23 protein-coding genes are annotated in these 17,690 nt (G+C 46.5%); 11 read left to right on the plus strand and 12 right to left on the minus strand.

Annotated features, from left to right (window positions below; genetic code table 11):
- Nucleotide 1: 1 nt before the first annotated feature.
- Genes hisF through hisG form a run of 7 tightly spaced genes read right to left on the minus strand, consistent with a single transcriptional unit; the run spans nucleotide 2 to nucleotide 6,504 of the window.
- Entirely contained in the window at nucleotides 2-784 is a 783-nt protein-coding gene (gene hisF / locus ACHZBG_RS04300; RefSeq protein WP_320128213.1) for an imidazole glycerol phosphate synthase subunit HisF, read from the minus strand.
- A complete protein-coding gene (hisA, locus tag ACHZBG_RS04305) occupies nucleotides 774-1,511 on the minus strand; it encodes a 1-(5-phosphoribosyl)-5-[(5-phosphoribosylamino)methylideneamino]imidazole-4-carboxamide isomerase (protein WP_320128214.1) in 738 nt (245 codons plus the stop codon). Before hisA ends, hisF begins: the two co-directional genes overlap by 11 nt.
- A complete protein-coding gene (hisH, locus tag ACHZBG_RS04310; RefSeq protein WP_320128215.1) occupies nucleotides 1,508-2,101 on the minus strand; it encodes an imidazole glycerol phosphate synthase subunit HisH in 594 nt (197 codons plus the stop codon). The genes hisA and hisH overlap by 4 nt, the downstream gene beginning before the upstream one ends.
- Nucleotides 2,098-3,255: a bifunctional histidinol-phosphatase/imidazoleglycerol-phosphate dehydratase HisB gene (gene hisB, locus ACHZBG_RS04315; RefSeq protein WP_320128216.1), complete on the minus strand. Its 1,158-nt coding sequence runs from the start codon at nucleotides 3,253-3,255 to the stop codon at nucleotides 2,098-2,100. The genes hisH and hisB overlap by 4 nt, the downstream gene beginning before the upstream one ends.
- The gene (hisC, locus tag ACHZBG_RS04320) at nucleotides 3,245-4,327 is read right to left on the minus strand and encodes a histidinol-phosphate transaminase (protein ID WP_320128217.1); all 1,083 of its coding nucleotides are present in this window, start codon (nucleotides 4,325-4,327) and stop codon (nucleotides 3,245-3,247) included. Before hisC ends, hisB begins: the two co-directional genes overlap by 11 nt.
- Nucleotides 4,324-5,631: a histidinol dehydrogenase gene (gene hisD / locus ACHZBG_RS04325; protein ID WP_320128218.1), complete on the minus strand. Its 1,308-nt coding sequence runs from the start codon at nucleotides 5,629-5,631 to the stop codon at nucleotides 4,324-4,326. Before hisD ends, hisC begins: the two co-directional genes overlap by 4 nt.
- Nucleotides 5,632-5,640: 9 nt before the next feature.
- Nucleotides 5,641-6,504: an ATP phosphoribosyltransferase gene (hisG, locus tag ACHZBG_RS04330; RefSeq protein ID WP_320128219.1), complete on the minus strand. Its 864-nt coding sequence runs from the start codon at nucleotides 6,502-6,504 to the stop codon at nucleotides 5,641-5,643.
- Between the two features lie 220 nt (nucleotides 6,505-6,724).
- Between hisG and ACHZBG_RS04335 the strand changes: the two genes are divergently transcribed.
- From ACHZBG_RS04335 to ACHZBG_RS04380, 10 genes are all read left to right on the plus strand, one after another.
- Nucleotides 6,725-6,979, plus strand: coding sequence for a hypothetical protein (locus tag ACHZBG_RS04335; RefSeq protein ID WP_320128220.1), 255 nt, complete (start codon nucleotides 6,725-6,727; stop codon nucleotides 6,977-6,979).
- 104 nt (nucleotides 6,980-7,083) lie between these two features.
- Nucleotides 7,084-7,431, plus strand: coding sequence for a hypothetical protein (locus ACHZBG_RS04340; RefSeq protein ID WP_320128221.1), 348 nt, complete (start codon nucleotides 7,084-7,086; stop codon nucleotides 7,429-7,431).
- A 2-nt stretch (nucleotides 7,432-7,433) separates the two neighbouring features.
- Nucleotides 7,434-7,892, plus strand: coding sequence for a PTS sugar transporter subunit IIA (locus ACHZBG_RS04345; protein WP_320128222.1), 459 nt, complete (start codon nucleotides 7,434-7,436; stop codon nucleotides 7,890-7,892).
- Nucleotides 7,893-8,405, plus strand: a complete 513-nt coding sequence (locus tag ACHZBG_RS04350) for a Na+/H+ antiporter subunit E (protein ID WP_320128223.1) — start codon at nucleotides 7,893-7,895, stop codon at nucleotides 8,403-8,405.
- Nucleotides 8,402-8,689: a monovalent cation/H+ antiporter complex subunit F gene (locus ACHZBG_RS04355; RefSeq protein WP_320128224.1), complete on the plus strand. Its 288-nt coding sequence runs from the start codon at nucleotides 8,402-8,404 to the stop codon at nucleotides 8,687-8,689. The genes ACHZBG_RS04350 and ACHZBG_RS04355 overlap by 4 nt, the downstream gene beginning before the upstream one ends.
- Nucleotides 8,686-9,024, plus strand: coding sequence for a monovalent cation/H(+) antiporter subunit G (locus ACHZBG_RS04360; protein WP_320128225.1), 339 nt, complete (start codon nucleotides 8,686-8,688; stop codon nucleotides 9,022-9,024). The genes ACHZBG_RS04355 and ACHZBG_RS04360 overlap by 4 nt, the downstream gene beginning before the upstream one ends.
- Nucleotides 9,021-9,260 carry a hydrogenase subunit MbhD domain-containing protein gene (locus ACHZBG_RS04365; protein ID WP_320128226.1) on the plus strand — a complete coding sequence of 80 codons (240 nt, stop codon included), beginning with the start codon at nucleotides 9,021-9,023 and terminating at the stop codon, nucleotides 9,258-9,260. The genes ACHZBG_RS04360 and ACHZBG_RS04365 overlap by 4 nt, the downstream gene beginning before the upstream one ends.
- Nucleotides 9,257-9,991 carry a hydrogen gas-evolving membrane-bound hydrogenase subunit E gene (gene mbhE / locus ACHZBG_RS04370; RefSeq protein WP_320128227.1) on the plus strand — a complete coding sequence of 245 codons (735 nt, stop codon included), beginning with the start codon at nucleotides 9,257-9,259 and terminating at the stop codon, nucleotides 9,989-9,991. The genes ACHZBG_RS04365 and mbhE overlap by 4 nt, the downstream gene beginning before the upstream one ends.
- The gene (locus ACHZBG_RS04375) at nucleotides 9,984-10,325 is read left to right on the plus strand and encodes a sodium:proton antiporter (RefSeq protein ID WP_320128228.1); all 342 of its coding nucleotides are present in this window, start codon (nucleotides 9,984-9,986) and stop codon (nucleotides 10,323-10,325) included. Before mbhE ends, ACHZBG_RS04375 begins: the two co-directional genes overlap by 8 nt.
- Complete coding sequence (locus ACHZBG_RS04380) at nucleotides 10,315-12,039, plus strand: proton-conducting transporter membrane subunit (RefSeq protein ID WP_320128229.1); 1,725 nt, start codon at nucleotides 10,315-10,317, stop codon at nucleotides 12,037-12,039. Before ACHZBG_RS04375 ends, ACHZBG_RS04380 begins: the two co-directional genes overlap by 11 nt.
- 54 nt (nucleotides 12,040-12,093) lie before the next feature.
- Here ACHZBG_RS04380 and ACHZBG_RS04385 read toward each other — a convergent pair whose 3' ends face one another.
- The 5 genes from ACHZBG_RS04385 to ACHZBG_RS04405 form a co-directional block, all read right to left on the minus strand.
- A complete protein-coding gene (locus ACHZBG_RS04385; protein ID WP_320128230.1) occupies nucleotides 12,094-12,981 on the minus strand; it encodes a dihydrodipicolinate synthase family protein in 888 nt (295 codons plus the stop codon).
- A complete protein-coding gene (locus tag ACHZBG_RS04390; RefSeq protein WP_320128231.1) occupies nucleotides 12,975-13,805 on the minus strand; it encodes an SDR family oxidoreductase in 831 nt (276 codons plus the stop codon). The genes ACHZBG_RS04385 and ACHZBG_RS04390 overlap by 7 nt, the downstream gene beginning before the upstream one ends.
- Before the next feature lie 86 nt (nucleotides 13,806-13,891).
- Entirely contained in the window at nucleotides 13,892-15,163 is a 1,272-nt protein-coding gene (locus tag ACHZBG_RS04395) for a TRAP transporter large permease (protein ID WP_320128232.1), read from the minus strand.
- Entirely contained in the window at nucleotides 15,160-15,672 is a 513-nt protein-coding gene (locus ACHZBG_RS04400; RefSeq protein WP_320128233.1) for a TRAP transporter small permease, read from the minus strand. The genes ACHZBG_RS04395 and ACHZBG_RS04400 overlap by 4 nt, the downstream gene beginning before the upstream one ends.
- Before the next feature lie 78 nt (nucleotides 15,673-15,750).
- Entirely contained in the window at nucleotides 15,751-16,767 is a 1,017-nt protein-coding gene (locus ACHZBG_RS04405; protein WP_320128234.1) for a TRAP transporter substrate-binding protein, read from the minus strand.
- Nucleotides 16,768-16,926: 159 nt separating this feature from the next.
- Here ACHZBG_RS04405 and ACHZBG_RS04410 point away from each other — a divergent pair, with 159 nt between their 5' ends.
- The gene (locus ACHZBG_RS04410) at nucleotides 16,927-17,628 is read left to right on the plus strand and encodes a FadR/GntR family transcriptional regulator (protein WP_320128235.1); all 702 of its coding nucleotides are present in this window, start codon (nucleotides 16,927-16,929) and stop codon (nucleotides 17,626-17,628) included.
- Nucleotides 17,629-17,690 lie beyond the last annotated feature (62 nt).

Here is a 17,690-nt window from a genome sequence, read left to right on the forward strand (position 1 = left end):
CTTACTGCAGGTTACGCATAGTTATACCATGTCGAGAAAGAAAAATCTTCAGTTCCGGTATGTCTATTTCATGAAAATGAAAAATAGAGGCTGCCAAGGCCGCATCAGCCTTGCCAGTCGTAAAAACATCGACGAAATGTTCCATCGTCCCTGCCCCACCACTGGCAATTACAGGAATGCCGACGCTCTGGCTAACCCTTCTGGTCAAGTCCAGGGCAAAGCCCCCCTTAGTTCCATCATGCGCCATAGAGGTAAGCAAGATCTCCCCGCAGCCCCGACTGTAAGCTTCCTGGGCCCAGGAGATCACCTCGCGCCCGGTAGGAGTGCGTCCTCCATGAACATAGACTTCCCAGCCTTCGACCCCATCCTTGTCAAAGGCAGGGTTTTTTCTGGCATCGATGGCACAAACTACGCATTGGGAACCAAATTGCAAAGCCAAGCTATCTATGACCGAAGGTTTGGCAACAGCCTGGCTATTGATGGAAATTTTATCTGCTCCGCTATCCAGCAAGATGCCCACATCCGATACATCCCTGATGCCGCCACCTACGGTAAAAGGTATGCCAATATGATCGGAAATCCGTCGCACCAGGGCACTGAGCGTACCCCGATTCTCCACCGTTGCGGTAATATCAAGGAATGTCAGCTCATCGGCTCCTGCGCGGCTATAGGCCCCTGCAAGCTCCACTGCATCCCCAGCATCCCTGAGATTCACGAAGTTTACACCTTTTACCGTTCGTCCGTCCCTGATATCGAGACACGGAATAATTCGTTTAGCAAGCATCGCTTTCCTCCCTGAATGCGCTCAGTTGTGCAAGGGAAATATTTCCTTCATAGAGGGCTTTCCCGATTATGGCGCCGTCCAAACCGGCAGCTTGGAGATTCTGCAAATCTTCAATCGAGGAGATTCCTCCCGAGGCAATCAGACGAAGGGACTTGCGTTTTTCCAAAAGCGTTTTATAAAGCGCAAGAGAAGGTCCGCCCAACATACCATCACAGGCAATATCGGTACAGATAACCCTCTCAAAGCCCTTGGATAGGAACATATCGATAAAAGGGCCAAGCTCCCATCCAGAAGATTCGGTCCAGCCAGTAGTGGCAATTTTACCATCCTTGGCATCGGCACCGAGAATGAGCCTGTCCTTTTTAAAAACTTCAAGCCATTGGAAAACCAGCTCAGGATCCTTGGCAGCGATGGATCCGCAGGTCACCATGGACGCTCCTGCATCAAAAGCTCTTCTCAGGGACTCAATTTTCTTTATCCCGCCCCCGAAATCTATGACCAAGGAAGTATTTTTTGCTATGTTCTCCAAGGTTTTCAGGTTCACGCTTTCCCCGCCCTTGGCACCTTCAAGATCGACAAGATGCAAGCGAGTCAAACCAGAAGCTTCAAAACGCTTGGCCATTTCCAAGGGGTTGTCACTATATTCCTTCTTAGAAAGATAGTCCCCTTGGCTAAGCCTGACGCAAGCTCCCCCTATGAGGTCTATCGCCGGAATCAATTCCATCATAGGGCCTCCAGGAAATGTGCGAGAATCCTCTCTCCTACATCACCGCTTTTTTCAGGGTGAAATTGACAACCCCAGAAATTGTTTTTATGCAGGGAAGCTGAGAATGTAATTCCGGCATAGGTCGTGGAGGCAATGGTTTCCTCGCAAAGCGGAGCATAATAGCTGTGTACAAAATAACACCAGCGATTGGTTTTCAGTTCCGAAAACAAGGGATCATCCTTGCAATCAATGGTGTTCCAACCCATATGCGGAATTTTCTCTCCACTATCCAAGGGAAACTTCACAATGGGAACATCAAAGATCCCCAAGCATTGCGCATCATTTTCCTCACTGTGGGAACACATGAGTTGCATTCCCAGACAGATTCCCAAAAAAGGTTGCTTCAAGGACTTGAGAACTCCATCCAGATTGATTTTCCTCAGATATTCCATGGCGGTGGAGGCTTCTCCGACCCCTGGAAAAATTACTCGATCGGCACTTGCAAGCAATACAGGGTCATCGGTAACTGTTGCCTCATACCCCAATCGATGGAGTGCACAGAGCACTGAACGCGTATTTCCTGCATTGTACTTTACGATGGCAATGTTCATAGGACCCCCTTGGTTGAGGGCAGGCTATCCGACCAAGGATACCGATGGACGGCTTTTTTCAGTGCCCTCGAGAAAGCCTTAAACAAAGCCTCGGCTTGGTGATGCGTATTTCCTTCGGTTACTTTCATGTTCAGGTTGCACTTACTTGCATCGCAGAAGGATTTGAAGAAGTGCTCGAACATCTCAGTGGGAAAGGTTCCTACATATTCCCGTCGGAAAGAGACATCCCATATAAAATACGGACGCCCGGAAAAATCCAGGGCTACCTGGGCAAGGACATCATCCATGGGAAGCAATTCAAAGCCATAACGCGAAATACCCCGTTTATCCCCCAACGCTTCACCTACAGCCTGGCCAAGAGCCAAGGCAACATCCTCAACAGTATGGTGCTCGTCGACAATAAGGTCGCCATGAGCATGCAAGTGAATATCCAGACCGCTATGCCGGACCACTTGTTCGAGCATATGATCAAAGAATCCGATACCTGTGGCAATGTGTCCATTCCCATTTCCATCAAGATTCACCGAAAGCTCTATCTGGGTCTCTTTAGTTTCCCTCACCACCGTGGCAGTACGGTTGATACGTTTCGTATCCCCGAGCAAAAAACCTGCCACAGAAGACCATTGGTCGCAAATATAGATGCAGGTATCCTTGAGGTTCAGTTCCAGGGCTCTGCCCTCTTCAAGCTCATTAGCCCTGGAAGGGTCGGCAAACCAGATAGCCTTGCAGCCCAGGTTATGGGCCAACTCAACATCAGTGAGGCGATCGCCTATCATCACGGAATGCTCCAGATCATACTCGCCAGTCATATATTCAGAGAGCATCCCAATCTTGGGTTTTCTACCCGGGCAATTATCGGAAGGAAGGGAAAGATCGATATGAACAGCATCGAAATCGATGCCTTCTCCCTTGAGGGTGTCCATGATGCGTTGATGGGGAATGGAAAAAGCTTCCTCAGGAAATGAAGGAGTTCCTACTCCGTCCTGATTGCTCACCATGGCAAAATAAAAATCTGATTCCTTTCTCAACCTGGCAAGGGCATTGAATACCCCAGGGATATAGATAACCTTTTCCAGGGAATCAATCTGGTCTTCTATGACGATGATTCCATCCCGGTCAAGAAACAGAACCGGCCTATACATCTTATTTTCCATCCGTAACCACCTTATAAGCATTCAAACAAGCAAGTAATGTATTGTTTTCCTCTTCGTTACCAATGGTAAGACGCAGGCAATTCAAACAGTTCTTTTCCTTGCTCCGATTTCTTACGATAATACCGTTTTCGGCAAGGTATCGATAGACACCAAGGGCATCGGTTACCCTGACCAGCAAGAAATTTGCATCACTGGGATAGATTTTTTCCACGCAAGGAACCTGAAGCAAGGCTTTTTCCATTATTAAGCGTGATTGCAAGAGGTCCTCTAGAACTTTTTTGACAGTGGAAGCCTCTTTGAGGGCAGCTAAGGCAACTTCCTGGGAGGGGCCCCCTACATTATACGGGTATTTCATACTGGACATCACCGAGCACATCTCTTTGCTTGCAACCAATATTCCTATGCGTGCATTGGCCGACGCCCAACACTTGGAAAGAGTTCGCAACACCACCAGATTCGGGAAAGTATCCAACAAGGAAACAGCACTGGCATAGGGAGAAAAATCGAAATAGGCCTCATCAACAATGGTAATACCGTCAAACATCGTGCAGATACGCTCTATCTGTCCGAGGGGGAACGCATTGCCACTTGGATTGTTGGGACTGCAGATAAAGAGCAATTTACAACGTGAATCTTCGGTTCTTTGCTTCTTCTCTTCTCCAAGGAATTCCTCCAATCCATCAAAATCAATGGCAAAATCCTCTGTCAAAGGGACCTGTTGTACCTTCACATCATTGATATCGGCAAATACGCGATAGGCTCCATAGGTAGGAGGCATGAGCAACACAGAATCCTTAGCTGGCCTGCAAAACATCCTGAAGAGATTATCTATGATCTCATCGCTGCCATTTCCCACAACCGTATTGGCAAAAGGAAGTCCCAGAACTTCATCTATTGCCTGGCGAAGAATCGTACAAGAAGGATCGGGATATCTGTTTCGATTGTGACTGCCCACAAAATCCCGCCAATTCTCGTTTGCATCAAGATACACCTCGGCCTTTCCCGTAAAATCATTCCTGGCACAACTGTACGGAACGAGGTTTGCTATATTTTCACGAAGCAATTCTTTCATGCTTTCCTCCCCAATCGTAAGGTTACTGCATTCTTGTGAGCTGGAAGTTGCTCAGCTTCCGCCATGGTCTCAATCGTAGGTCCAAGATTCTCCAATCCTTTTCTGGTCAACGTCTGGATGGTCAATTTCTTGATAAAGGAATCGACACTCACCCCGCTGTAGCTATGGGCCCATCCATTGGTAGGAAGCGTATGATTGGTGCCACTGGCGTAATCGCCGGCGCTTTCACAGGACCAAGGCCCCAGAAACAAGGACCCTGCATTCCGAATCAAAGGTTCCAACTCCCCTGGGTCGGTCGTATTGATGATCAGGTGTTCAGGTCCATAGGCGTTTACCATGGAGGCCACGGTCTCAAGTTGCCTGGCTACCAGGGCATGGGAATGGGAAAGAGAGGGAAGCAGGTATTCGTGCCTTCCAAGAGAAGCAATCTGATCAGAAAGCTCAGCTTCCACCTTGTCGATGAAAGCAAACCCTTCTTCCCGATCTGCCTGGACCACCAACATAGCCTGACTGTCCTTTCCATGTTCTGCCTGACTGAGCATATCGCTTGCGACAAAGGAGGGATCAGCATCAGGGGTTGCCACCACCATGACTTCACTGGGACCAGCCGGCATATCGATGGAACAGCATTCACTGCTGACCTGAATCTTTGCGGCCATGACATATTGATTGCCCGGGCCGAAAATCTTGTCTACCTTATCTATCGTTTCGGTTCCATAGGCCAAGGCCGCAATGGCCTGGGCCCCACCAACCTTATAGACAGTCCCTACACCGCTTTGTTGGGCGGCATAGAGAATGGCAGGATGGACAGAACCATCTTGGCGCGGAGGAGTACACAAGACAATATCCTTGCAACCGGCAACCTTGGCAGGAATGGCAAGCATGAGGACGGTAGAAAAAAGAGGAGCAGTGCCTCCGGGGATATAGAGGCCGACCTTGTCCAGGGGAACTATCCTTCGGGCAAGGAATACACCTTCCATTACCTCAAGGGATTCTGCCTTTGGCATCTGTACCTGATGAAAGGAACGAATATTATCAGAGGCCAGCTGAATGGCATCTTTCAGGTATTGTGAAACCTGCTCCTCGGCAATGGCAAACTCCAAAGGAGAAACAATAAGCGTTTCCAGCTCCACCTTATCAAAGGTTTTTTCATAGGCAAAAAGAGCTGTATCGCCTTGTTTCTTGACGGAAGCAAGGACCTCTGATACTATTTTCTCCACTTCCCTGCCCGCAGGAATATTTCGCGTAAGCAAAGAATCCAAGAGCGTTCCGTTTGGTTCAAAGTCTCGGCTCAAGTACGCCATGATCTTCTCCTATTCGGTCATTTTCTCAATCGGGGTAACCAGGATTCCCTGTGCTCCCAAATCTTTCAATTGCTCGAACACTTCCCAAAAAGTATCCTCAGCAACTACCGTCTGTACCGAGACCCAGCCCTCTTCCATCAAACGAGTAACCGTGGGACTCTTCATGCCACCAACAATTCTTGCAACCTGGGCCAGATGTTCCTCAGGAAGGTTGAAAATTACATATTTATAGTTATTTGCACGCATGACGGCATCGAGACGAAGCATCAATCGCTTGAGAATCGTAGCCTTACCTTCGTCTCCCATTTCGTTGCGTCCTATCATGACCGCGGTAGAGGTATAGATTGCCTCGACTTCCCGAAGACCGTTCATTGCAAGGGTAGCCCCGGTACTGACCAGGTCACAAATGGCATCGGAGATCCCAACAGCGGGGGTTACCTCCACGGAGCCGGAGACCTGGACAAAAGAGGCCTGAACCTTATTTTTTTCAAGAATGCCCGAAAGGATATGCGGGTAACTGGTGGCAATACGTTTTCCTTCAAGCGAAGAGAGTCCCGTATAGGTAAAATCATTGGGGACTGCGATACTCAGGCGACACTTGGCAAACCCCAGGTCCCTAATGATGGCCAAATCAATGGCTTGCTCGTCATATTCGTTTCGCCCCACGATTCCGATATCAGCCACCCCATCCCGTACATACGTAGGAATATCATCATCCCTGACATAGAGAAACTCTATGGGAAAATTGGAGGCTTGCTCCTTGAGAACCCTTGAGTCCGAACCAAATTTTATGCCACAGTTCCTGATGATTTCCAAGGATTTCTCACTGAGCCTTCCGCTTTTCTGAATTGCAATTCGCAACATTTTTTCCATGCCATACTCCTTTAAATACGAAAAACCTCCGCGACATGCGGAGGTCTGTATATATAAGAACAGTCCACACCTGTCTACGGTTGGTTATACAATACGTGATGGTGAAGGCTGTAATGGTTCTTGTTCATGGCACAACCTTACTATTTGAAAGAAAGTTGTGTCAATACCAAAGAGAAATACTATTTACAGAAACTTTTATTATTCATACAGTATTTCCATCATGAAAACAACAATCACACTCGAAGTTGATCTCGAAACACTCAGAAAAGCTGAGAAAATTCTTTCGACCCTTCCCTGCACCCTGGATTATGCAGTCAATCTATTGCTGGAAGAAACAATCAAGGAAGGCATGCTGCCTTTTGTGGATACCGAACAAAAACAACAGGAAGAAAACCGAAAACTCGCCTATGGGGAAATCGACTACCAAGATAACATTCCAGGGGAAGGACTCTTTGACCTAGGTCCTGAAGCATAGAAATAACACTTTTTGAAACAAATTGACCTACCTTTACTTAGCATGATACAATTTTCATACGGTTTTCGATTCTTTAAAATCTGTAGATAAAGGTAACCCCGCTGATGAAATTATTTGTTTTCATATTAAACAACGAAGAATACCTCGAAGAAGTGATGGAAGCATATATCGAAGCTGGGATCAGCGGTGCGACAATCCTTGATTCAGAAGGAATGGGCCGGTTTCTTACCTATGAAGTCCCTCTCTTTGCAAGTTTCAAGGATTTCATGAAAGGAAACAAACCTTACAACAAAACAATTATCTCCGTAGTCAAGAACGAGGAGTCCATAGGCAAGGCAAAAACCTTGATCGAGGGAATCGTCGGCCCTTTGGATAAAGCAGGCACAGGCATTATGTTTACGCTACCGGTAGACTGGGCAGCCGGATTGGTCGGACAAAAGGAAGAGGAGTAACTATGTCAGGGATTTGTAATTTACTCGATACACAATGCATTCTTCTCGATTTGGACAGCCAGGATTTACAGCAAATACTGGAAACCTTGGTAGGAACCCTTTCGAAGGTACATCCCAAGGAAGCTCCTGTTCCCATGATGGAAAAGGTTTTCACAGACCCAGGGTTTTCGACTGTCTGCATGGGTTTGGGATGCGCCATTTCGCATGCTCGTTGTACGGAAATGGAAAAGACCCTGATCGCAGTTGCCAGACTCTCTCCTCCCTGTGATCTTGGAGCCGATGACAAAATACCCGTGTCCCTGTTCTTCTTACTGATAGGACCACAGTCGAGCCCCATGTTCCATATCAAGATCCTTTCTCGCATTGCCAGACTTCTCCATGAAAGTGACTTTCGGGAGAAACTGGAGAAAGCCAAGACTTCCGAGGAGTTTCACCAATTGATTTGTCAAAAGGAGCAGTAGATGCAGGCTGAAAAAAAATGGGATCTGCTACGATGTTTTTTCACGACCCTGTTCTTGTTCATTGTCTGGATACTCTTTACTGCTGATTTTAGTTGGTTTTCCCTAACCTCCGGGCTTTTCGGTTCTTTGTTGATTGCCTCGACTACCTATGGCATCTTCATTCCCTATCACCAGGCAAACCTCCATTTCTTCATACCCAATCCCTTTGCCCTGGTCGTATATATCCTGGCAATGATATTCTTCGTCTTTCAATCGAGTTTCAAAATGCTTTGGGCCGTCATTACGGGAAAAATCAACCCCAGAATCGTCCATTTCAGGACCCACCTTCGTTCAGACATGGCAAGGATGACCTTGGCCAATTCCATTACCCTTACCCCGGGAACCATAATCCTTGACCTGAATGATGACCACATGACCGTACATTGGGCGTTCAGTTCTACAACCCATGCAAAAGTTGCCGGAGAGGCCATCAAGGGCAAGCTAGAACGAATAGTCGGCAAGGTATGGCCATGAGAATACTTATGTTGCAAACAATGCAATGGTTCCTCATTTTTTGTGCAGGAATGTGCATTCTGCGTATCCTAATAGGACCATCGACTGCCCACCGTCTCGTTGCCTTGAATGTACTTTCTGCCCTTGCCTTGGCCTTTCTGGTAATCCAGGGATTGAAAAAAGGACGGGCACTCTATCTTGATGTCGCCTTGGTGTACGATATTTTCGGCTTTCTTGGGTTTCTGGCTATCACCAGGTTCCTCAAGAAAAGCGATGACGGAGTACAAGAGGAGGAGTCGCCATGACCGTGCAGGAAATCATTGCCCTGCTATTCTTTGTGCTCGCAATAATCTTCGGCCTTGGGGGAATATTGGGCATGTTCCGTTTCAAGGATCCTTTTTCGGGAATGCAAGCCGGTTCACTTTGCGGAACGACCTCAGTTCTGTGCATTTTCTTCGGTTGTCTGGCCCTTGCCGATTCCTTTGCCCTGGTAGCCAGGGTACTGATTCTCATCACCTTCTTTTGGATATCAGCCCCGACGGGAACATCCATTGTTGCCCGTTTCGTCTGGGATTATTTCGCCCCTGAGGAAAAAAAGAACAAACAACTTACCAAGCCTGGAAACAAGGAGAACCGATGACTACAGTGCTATTGATACTCGTGGTAATCCTGGCCCTCTATTCGGTAGTTTCCACTGATCTGCTCAATGGGGTTTTTGCCCTGTCGGCAATCAGTATAGTATCAGCCTTGATTTTCATCCTTGCCAAGGCCCCGGATGTTGCAATTACCGAAGCAGCAGTCGGATCAGGGGTATCCACCTTCATCTTCGTCTGGGCTATACGGCACACACGAAGAAAAGACCGGGAGGATCAATGAAAGCCAAGGCATTTTGGAAAAACCTGCAGATCAGCATTACCCTTATCTTGGTCGCCCTGGTACTATCTCCCCTGCTTATCTTTTCATTTTCTCCCCAAACCCTTGCAAGGGACTATATGCAAGCACACGCAACCTTGGAGACAGGAGCAAGCAACCTGGTCAGTGCAATCTATCTTGGTTACAGGGCTTTTGATACCTTGGGGGAAACCATCGTATTGCTTGTCTCAGTAACGGGAACCCTTGCCCTGCTTGCCCAAGGATATAAAAAGGAGAATACCCCAGGAACCGAAAATCAGAAGGTTTCCTTTGCCCTTTCCCCTGAAAAACGGAAAGCCAACAAAATGAGGACCAACCTCATGGAAGTAGTTTCGGGAAAATTGGGTCCGATAGTTCTCTTGTTTGGATTCTACGTGATGTTATATGGTCATATTTCACCGGGAGGCGGTTTTCAGGGAGGCGTGATAGTTGCATCCGCAATGGTATTTTTGGCATTGGGAAACCATACGGAAACCCAAATAAAACTCAACGACCCTGCAATATTGGCTCGTATAGAGGCTGCTTCCTTTCTTATTCTGGTTCTGGTTTCCCTCAGCGGAATTCTCATTGGCCCTCATCCAGGATCAACGGTAAAATATTCGATTATCCTGTTGAATGTAATTATAGGATTGAAAGTCGGAACGAGCATTGGCATGATGTGCATCGCCATGATGGGGAAAAACCACAATGATTGATCGACTATTGATAGGAATGCTGTTTTTGATAGGCTTCTGGGCAATTATGGCAAAGAAAAATATAATCAGGAAAATTTTTGGACTGAGCCTTATCAATAGTGCCGTAGTGTTGTTGTTTGTACTTGAAGGGGCACGTATCGGAACGGAGGCCCCAATCCTTGAAGCCTCAGTGCAATCTGTCGTGGACCCCATTCCCCAGGCCTTGATGCTCACAGCCATAGTAATCGGAGTTTGCATGACAGCCTTATCCCTGGCTTTGGCTTTCAAGTTATTCAAGGCTACAGATTCATTCGACATCGATGAAATAAGGGAGAAGGTATACCATGAATCTTGACCAATGGGTTTTTATGCCATTGATTCTTCCCCTTCTGGGAGCTTCCCTCGCATTTTGCAGTAAGGCTTTTCTCAAGGGAAAACCTGCAATACTGGCAGAATATCTTGCTGCCTTTGTAGGAATTGGCATTCCCTTTCTCACCCTTGCAGTACTTTTTGCCCCAATTGCCAATGGTGGAACGATCCAAGGGGTGGTTGGTTCCTGGAAATCAGGAATTGCCATATCCTATCGGTTTGACGGTTTCTCCTGGCTCTTGGATATTCTTAGCCTGACCTTGGCTCTTGCCTCCTGGATCTATAGCAGGGCTTCGGCAATGAAGAAAGGCCCGTTTACGGCCATCCTGCTCATTCAACTGGCAGCACTTGCGGCCACCATGATGACCTATGACCTCTTCAATCTCTTCGTCTGCCTGGAAGTGCTCGGAGTGACCTCCTATGTAATGATAGCAATTTCAGAAAAGAATGGATCGGCCTTGGCTTCCTTCTCCTATTTAATGGTCAGTGCCACCGCCATGGTCTTCTTTCTTCTTGGAACGTATGGGCTCTATACACTTACAGGTAATCTTTCCTATGAAGGAATAGCTGCGAACCTCCAAAATCTGGGGACAGCAGAAAGCCTTACCTATAGCGTTTCGCTTACCTTCATCGTGCTGGCCATAGCCTTGCGTGTAGCAATCATGCCTCTTTCCGGTTGGTTGAGCGACGCCCATTCCATGGCTCCCCATGCAGTATCCGCCATGCTCTCGGGGGTATTGCTCAAGACCCCGCTCTTCGCTCTGGCAAAGTTGATTTCCTTGCTCCCCAAAGGGCAAGAGGTAGGTCTTCTGTTCGCCTATGCCGGGTCTCTCTCTGCCTTGTTCGGGGTCATCGCTGCCCTTTGCCAAAAAGATGCCAAGCGATTGCTTGCCTACCATTCCATCAGTCAGATTGGCTATGTCGTCACCGCTTGGGGAATGGCCTTATATGCAGGGCTGGAGACAAAGGAAGGAAAGCTCTTGATGGTGGGAGCCTTGCTGTATGCCCTCTACCATGGATTATTCAAGGCCTTGCTTTTCCTAGGGGTCGGGACTGCTACCGATTATGCAGGAAGCCGGGATGTCTATGCAGTACGAAACGCAAATAAAAGCCTTCGCCTCGGTGGCGAGAGACTTCCCCTTACCCTGATTGCTTTCTGTATCGGAGCTTTTTCGATTGCTGCAATTCCCCCTTTCAATGGGTTCTTTTCCAAAGCCCTGCTGACTTATTCTGTTAAGGGAACCTTCCATTATTATCTTTTGACCTTGGCTGGGGCAGGCACGGTAGCTTCCTTTATAAAACTATCCAGAATTTTCTGGCCACGGAAAAAACAGCCGGGGATTACCGCTATAGCAGTGAAAGAAACAGGGAAACCACATTTTCCCCTATCCATCCATGTATCCCTGCTATTTTTATCGCTTCTGTGCATCCTGACAGGGATGTATGCACAGTCCATCTACAATATGTTTGCAAACTTGCTAGGGGTTGCAGGAAAGTCTTTTGCCTTCTATTCCGAGGCAAATCTCTTCAAGACCCTCTATACGGTGCTTTCAGGCATTATCCTTTTCTTCCTGGTCTCTTCCAGGATCGGGTCCAAGGTCTTGGGCTCCTTGAGAAAACTACCCCATTATTTCCAGGATCATTTCTTTGCCTTTATCCTTGCCTCGACTGTTTTGGGGTCTTACCTCTACTTTGTCTAATCACCTGAAAAAGCACAGGAGACAGTCAGATGCACTGTCTCCTGTCCGATTCTATCACAGATATTTTTGCATTTTATCCAAGGCTTGCTTGACCTGAAGCTTTTGTTCTTCATCCAAGATGTCAAACGGCTTACGGCAGGGGCCCACATCGATTCCTTGCAAGGTCATGCAGTACTTCGTCGAAGAAAAGATTCCTGTCGTCACCAAGGACTCAATGAAATCATTGAGGTCATGTTGAAGGATCTGGGCTGTCAGGATATCGTTCTTTTCGAAGGCTTCCCGAATGAGACCAAAAATCCTTGGGCAGATATTTACGGTGGTACCAATGGTAGCAGTAGCTCCTGCAGCCATGCTGTACAGCCAGATTTCATCAAACCCGTTGAAAATAGTCTTGGCAGGAAAAGCTTGGGAGATTCGTTCCAACTCATAGAGATTCATCGACGTATGCTTGATACCTACGACTTTCTCATTTTCCAGCAAGGGGTTCCCCTTGGAAAAGGAGATGCCGGTAAACTGGGGAATATTGTAGACAATTACCCCAAGATCGATGGAATCGATTACATCCGCATAATACTGATTGACCTCTTTCTGACTGTAATGGTAATAGATTGGGGGGATGAGCGAGACAGCGGCAGCTCCGCATTCCTGGGCATGCAGGGAAAGGGCGATGGCTTCCCTGGTCCCCAATGATCCTGTATGGACGATGAAGGGAATATCTTTTCCTACTTCCTTGGCCACGGTTTCCACGATGGCCATACGTTCGGTTTTTTCAAGCAACAACCCTTCACCCGAGGAACCACAACAATAGAACCCCTCGACACCACGAGAACGCTCAAACCGAACCAGTTCCTTCAACTTTGGCAAATCAAGTTCCCTTGTTTTGGTAAACGGAGTGACCAAGGCTGAATATATCCCATTTTCCTTGAATGGTTTTTCTACCATGCTGTCCATCCTCCGTCCACGACGAGGTTTGATCCTGTCATGTATTTTGAGGCATCGGATGCCAGGAAAATCATGGAACCGTTATATTCGTCTGCCTGGGCCATGCGTCCCATGGGCATTCTTGCACAGTAATTTTTCTGGAAAGTAACATCTTGGGTCTCTCTCCAAACACCAGAGGGAGTAAAGGTATTGACCCTTATACCCGCCTTTCCCCAATAGGTGGCACAATACCGGGTAAGATTGTAAATTCCTGATTTCGCTGCCGAATAGGCAACAGGCTTGATAAATGGTACGCCTGTCTGCTCTTTCTTATAGGTATAGATATCTTGCACAGGGCTGACCATTCCGTAGATCGAGCCAATGTTTATGATCGAACCACCCTTGTTGGCGGCAACCATGGAGGCCCCGACGGCCTGGGTCATCAAAAAGGTCCCTATAAGATTGGTTTCCACGACTTCCCTGAAGACTTCTTCCGGGAATTGCTCAAAAGGACCGGAAACCTCGGGAGGAGCGCTGGGCTGGGTATCTATTCCTGCATTGTTTATCAGTACATCAGGAGTTCCCCACTGAGCTATCACTGTGGCAAGGGCCAGATCGATCGACGCCTTGCTGGTAATATCGACAGGACAGAGAAGAATATTCTTGCTCGTCGCGACATCAGAGCCCAAGGCTTTTATTGCTTTTTCCTGGCCAACCGACCGAGAAAGAACAGCTACCTTAGAACCTCGCGCATGGAATTCCTTGACAAACTCGGCACCTATCTGGCCCAAGCCTCCGGTAATGACTACGACTTTATCGGAGACATCGAATAATGAATCTTTCATGAACAACCCCTTACAATAGTATTTTCCAGAATCAAAGAGAATAAAGTATCTTATGCTACAAGGCATCTATTCTCTCAGGCAAAAAATCAAGCACCCAGCAGTTTTCCAGGCAACCAAGTTACCAAGGATGGGATGAAGGAACACATAAATAGCACGATTAGCAGAGGACCTATGAACGGGAGAATTGATTTATACATCCGATTCAGATCAATCTTGGCAACATCAGAGATGATAAACAGGCAAACTCCAAAAGGAGGAGTCACCTGGCCGATCATCAGGTTGAGAACCATGACTACACCAAACTGTACAAGATCGATTCCCAGGCTGCGAACAATAGGGATAAGGACCGGAATCATGAGGGTAAGAATTGCCCCTGGTTCCATGAACATTCCCAAAATAAGGAGAATAACATTGATAATCAACATAATGATGATAGGACTGTTGCTTATTCCAAGAATGAAATTGGCAATATCATTGGAAATTCCTTCCTTTACCATTACGTAGGAAAACAGAAGAGAAGTTCCTATGATAAACAAGGTATTTGCCGAAGTCAGCGCCGACTCAAGCAAGCATTTTTTAAAAGTTTTCCAATCCATGGTGTGATAAACCGCAATGGCAATCAGCAGGGCATACGCCACGGCAACACTGGAGGCTTCAGTTGGAGTAAACCAACCAGCAGTAAACCCACTGAGAATGATTAGGGGGGTGATGATTGAGAGAATTGAGGCAATGAACTGCTTCCCCAAGGCCTTCAGACTAAAGGGAAATCTGGGGTAGTTTCGCTTAATGGCAAAAAAGAACACCATGATCATCAAGGCTACACTCATGAGAAGCCCTGGGATTACACCGCCGATAAATAACTCGGAAACACTTACACTTGCTACCGAACCATAAATGATCAAGGGAATACTGGGAGGAAAAATAGGACCGATAACAGACGAAGCAGCAGTAATAGCCGCGGAAAAATCATCGTCGTATCCATTGGAGGTCATGGCTTCCATCTCGATTGTTCCCAATCCACCGGCGTCGGCTGCCGCGCTACCGCTCATACCGGCAAAAATCAAGCTTGCAACAACGTTTGCATGCCCAAGGCCACCGGGAATCCAGCCAACAAGCCTTTTTGCAAAATCAAATATCTTCTCGGTAATTTTGCCAGCATTCATCAGATTCCCTGCAAGGATAAACAAGGGAATTGCAATAAGAAGAAAAGAATCAATGCCGGATACCATTTTTTGACCAATGACCATCAAAGGATACCCCAGGCGTATACAGCCAAGGATGGCACTGGCTCCGATAGAAATACTGATAGGTACCCCTATCAATAACATGACGACAAAGGTTATAAAAAATAAGATCATCTGGACACCTCAGATACAGAAAGTTCCGGTTTTTTCAGGGTATGAATCTTTTCGAGGATTTCATATACAGACTTAAGACAGAGGAATACTCCTACTATTGCCAAAGGCAGATATTGCCATACTTTGGCAAAATGAGGCATCGACGAAAAAAATTCCGTACTTATAAAAGGATAGAGACCAACAAATGAGATAATCATAATCAGTCCGAGACACATGGCAATAAGCTTGTGGAGAAACCAAAAAATAGTTGTCAGGGGTTCCTTGGTCCTAATGAAAATCATATCCAGGGAAATCAAGCGATTTTGATCATAGAGGACAATTATTCCCAGGAACGCCATCCACAAGAACATAAAACCGGCAAGCTCAGTCATGCCACTGAACGATTTATCCAGGAAATTCCTGAGAAACAGTTCATTCAACATCAGCAAGACAATGCCTGCTACAAGACACATTAGCAAAACTGATACAACTTTTACAAATCCATCCAGTATTTTTTTTATGACTTTCATGGGAATGGTCCTTTTCAACGATTGGGAAAATTAAAAACATAAAGGTGGCGGAGTGATCGTTCACCCCGCCTTTTTAAGCTATTTTGCAAGAATGGCATCAATAATTGACTGGTTATACCAACTTTCCTGGGCATATTGCTTGTAGTAAGCACTACCGCCCAATTTATCTTTGAAACTCTGGATATCAGGAGTTGTATCAAACTGCACTCCTGCTGCCTTTAGAGTTGCCTCAGCGGTCTCATTGTCAGCCTGAATAGTGTCGAAGGAATATTTTGCAGCAATGATTGCCTGTTCCTTAAGAAGATTCTGCTGGTCAGCAGACAGTCCATTCCAGGACTTTGCATTCATGGCCATGGTACAACCCATCCACATATAATTTATATAACTGTAATACTTGATATCATCATAAGTGGCATTTGCAACAAGATGGTAGGTTGCATTGTCCTGTGCTTCAGCTGTTCCATTGGAAAGAGCAATGGCCAATTCGTTCAAAGAAAGAGCAACCGGGGTAGCCCCGAGGGCATTCCAGACATCAAGGTACATCTTGCTGGTTGGAACACGGATTTTCAGACCTTTTACATCGGCAACAGAATGGATGGGTTTTTTCGTGGTTGCAATATGGCGCATACCATTGTCCCCTTCCGAGAGGTATACAAGACCGGCTGAGGTCATATCTGCAAATATCTGTTCTCCGATATCGCTATTTACAATTTCATAGGCTTGATTTGCATCCTTGAACAAGAAGGGCAAGTCAAGAATCTTTGCCTTATCATAGAAACTGGTAAACCCGGAGGTACCGGCAAAAATGATATCAATCGTGCCCATACGGGTAGATTGCAAGGCCTCGGCATCGTTGCCAAGTTCACCAGAATGATGTGCATCCAAAAGAATCTGGCCATTGGAAGCCTTCTCAACTAATTCCTTGTACTTCAAAACTGTTTTGGTAGGAACTGAGTTTGCATTGCCGGGAGAATACACAGTCAATGTTATTGGTTTGATATTCCCTGTTGCAGATACAGTTTCCGTTTTGCCTTGTGCAAATGTCATTGTTGTACAAACAACAAGCACTGCCAACACTGATAGAATCTTTTTCATACACGAGCCTCCATTATTGTATGATGCCAGATTGTCTGACAACCTAGTATCACTATAGTTGAGGATACCACAGATTTTTCCCTTGTCAACTGATTTCTCCCCGACAATTCGAGTTTGACGCTTCGTAAGAATCATGGTAGTCTGTCATCGGACAAAAATATGAAAGAAATAAAAAGAGTATCCGTAACAACCCAAGTCGTAGATTCAATCAGGGATTCAATTATCAATGGACAATTTGCAATTCATGAAAAACTTCCCTCTGAATTGAAACTTTGTGAGTTACTCAATGTCAGTCGATCGACAGTCAGGGAGGCAATGCGCTCTCTGCAAGCAGAAGGCTATATTGAGCAAATCGCGGGGCGAGGTTCGTTTGTCAGGGATAACCAGAAACATGACTATGAAACCATTCGCAATTGGTTTATAGAATCTGCACCAAACCTCAGGGATTCAACCGAGGTAAGGGAGGCCTTTGAACCTCTGCAGGCACGGATGGCAATTCAGAGGGGAACCGAAGAAGAGTTGAAAGAACTGCAGAGGATCCACCAGGAGTTTGTAAAGGCAACCAAGGAAAACAATGTTTCCGCCCTCGCCTCCCTGGACGAACAGTTCCATACCCAGATTTGTGTAATGGCACACAATGCACTACTTGAAAAGATCAATATGCTTTCCATCATGGAACTGAGAAAATATCGGCTTTTGTCCATCTCCGTGAAGACAAGCTCCGAGAATACCGTGATGGAACATGGCCTTATACTCAAGGCAATCGAAGAAAAGGATACCAACAGGGTAACCACGGCGATGCTAGCCCATCTGGGAAGTTCTATGTCGGACATCAACAAGGTTCTGGAAGGACAAAAATAAGTTCGATACCAGACCCTGGGTAAAGCAAAAGCCACGGTTTCCCGTGGCTTTTGTTATCGTAG

The sequence above is a fragment of the uncultured Sphaerochaeta sp. genome, from assembly GCF_963676625.2.
GTDB lineage: Bacteria > Spirochaetota > Spirochaetia > Sphaerochaetales > Sphaerochaetaceae > Sphaerochaeta.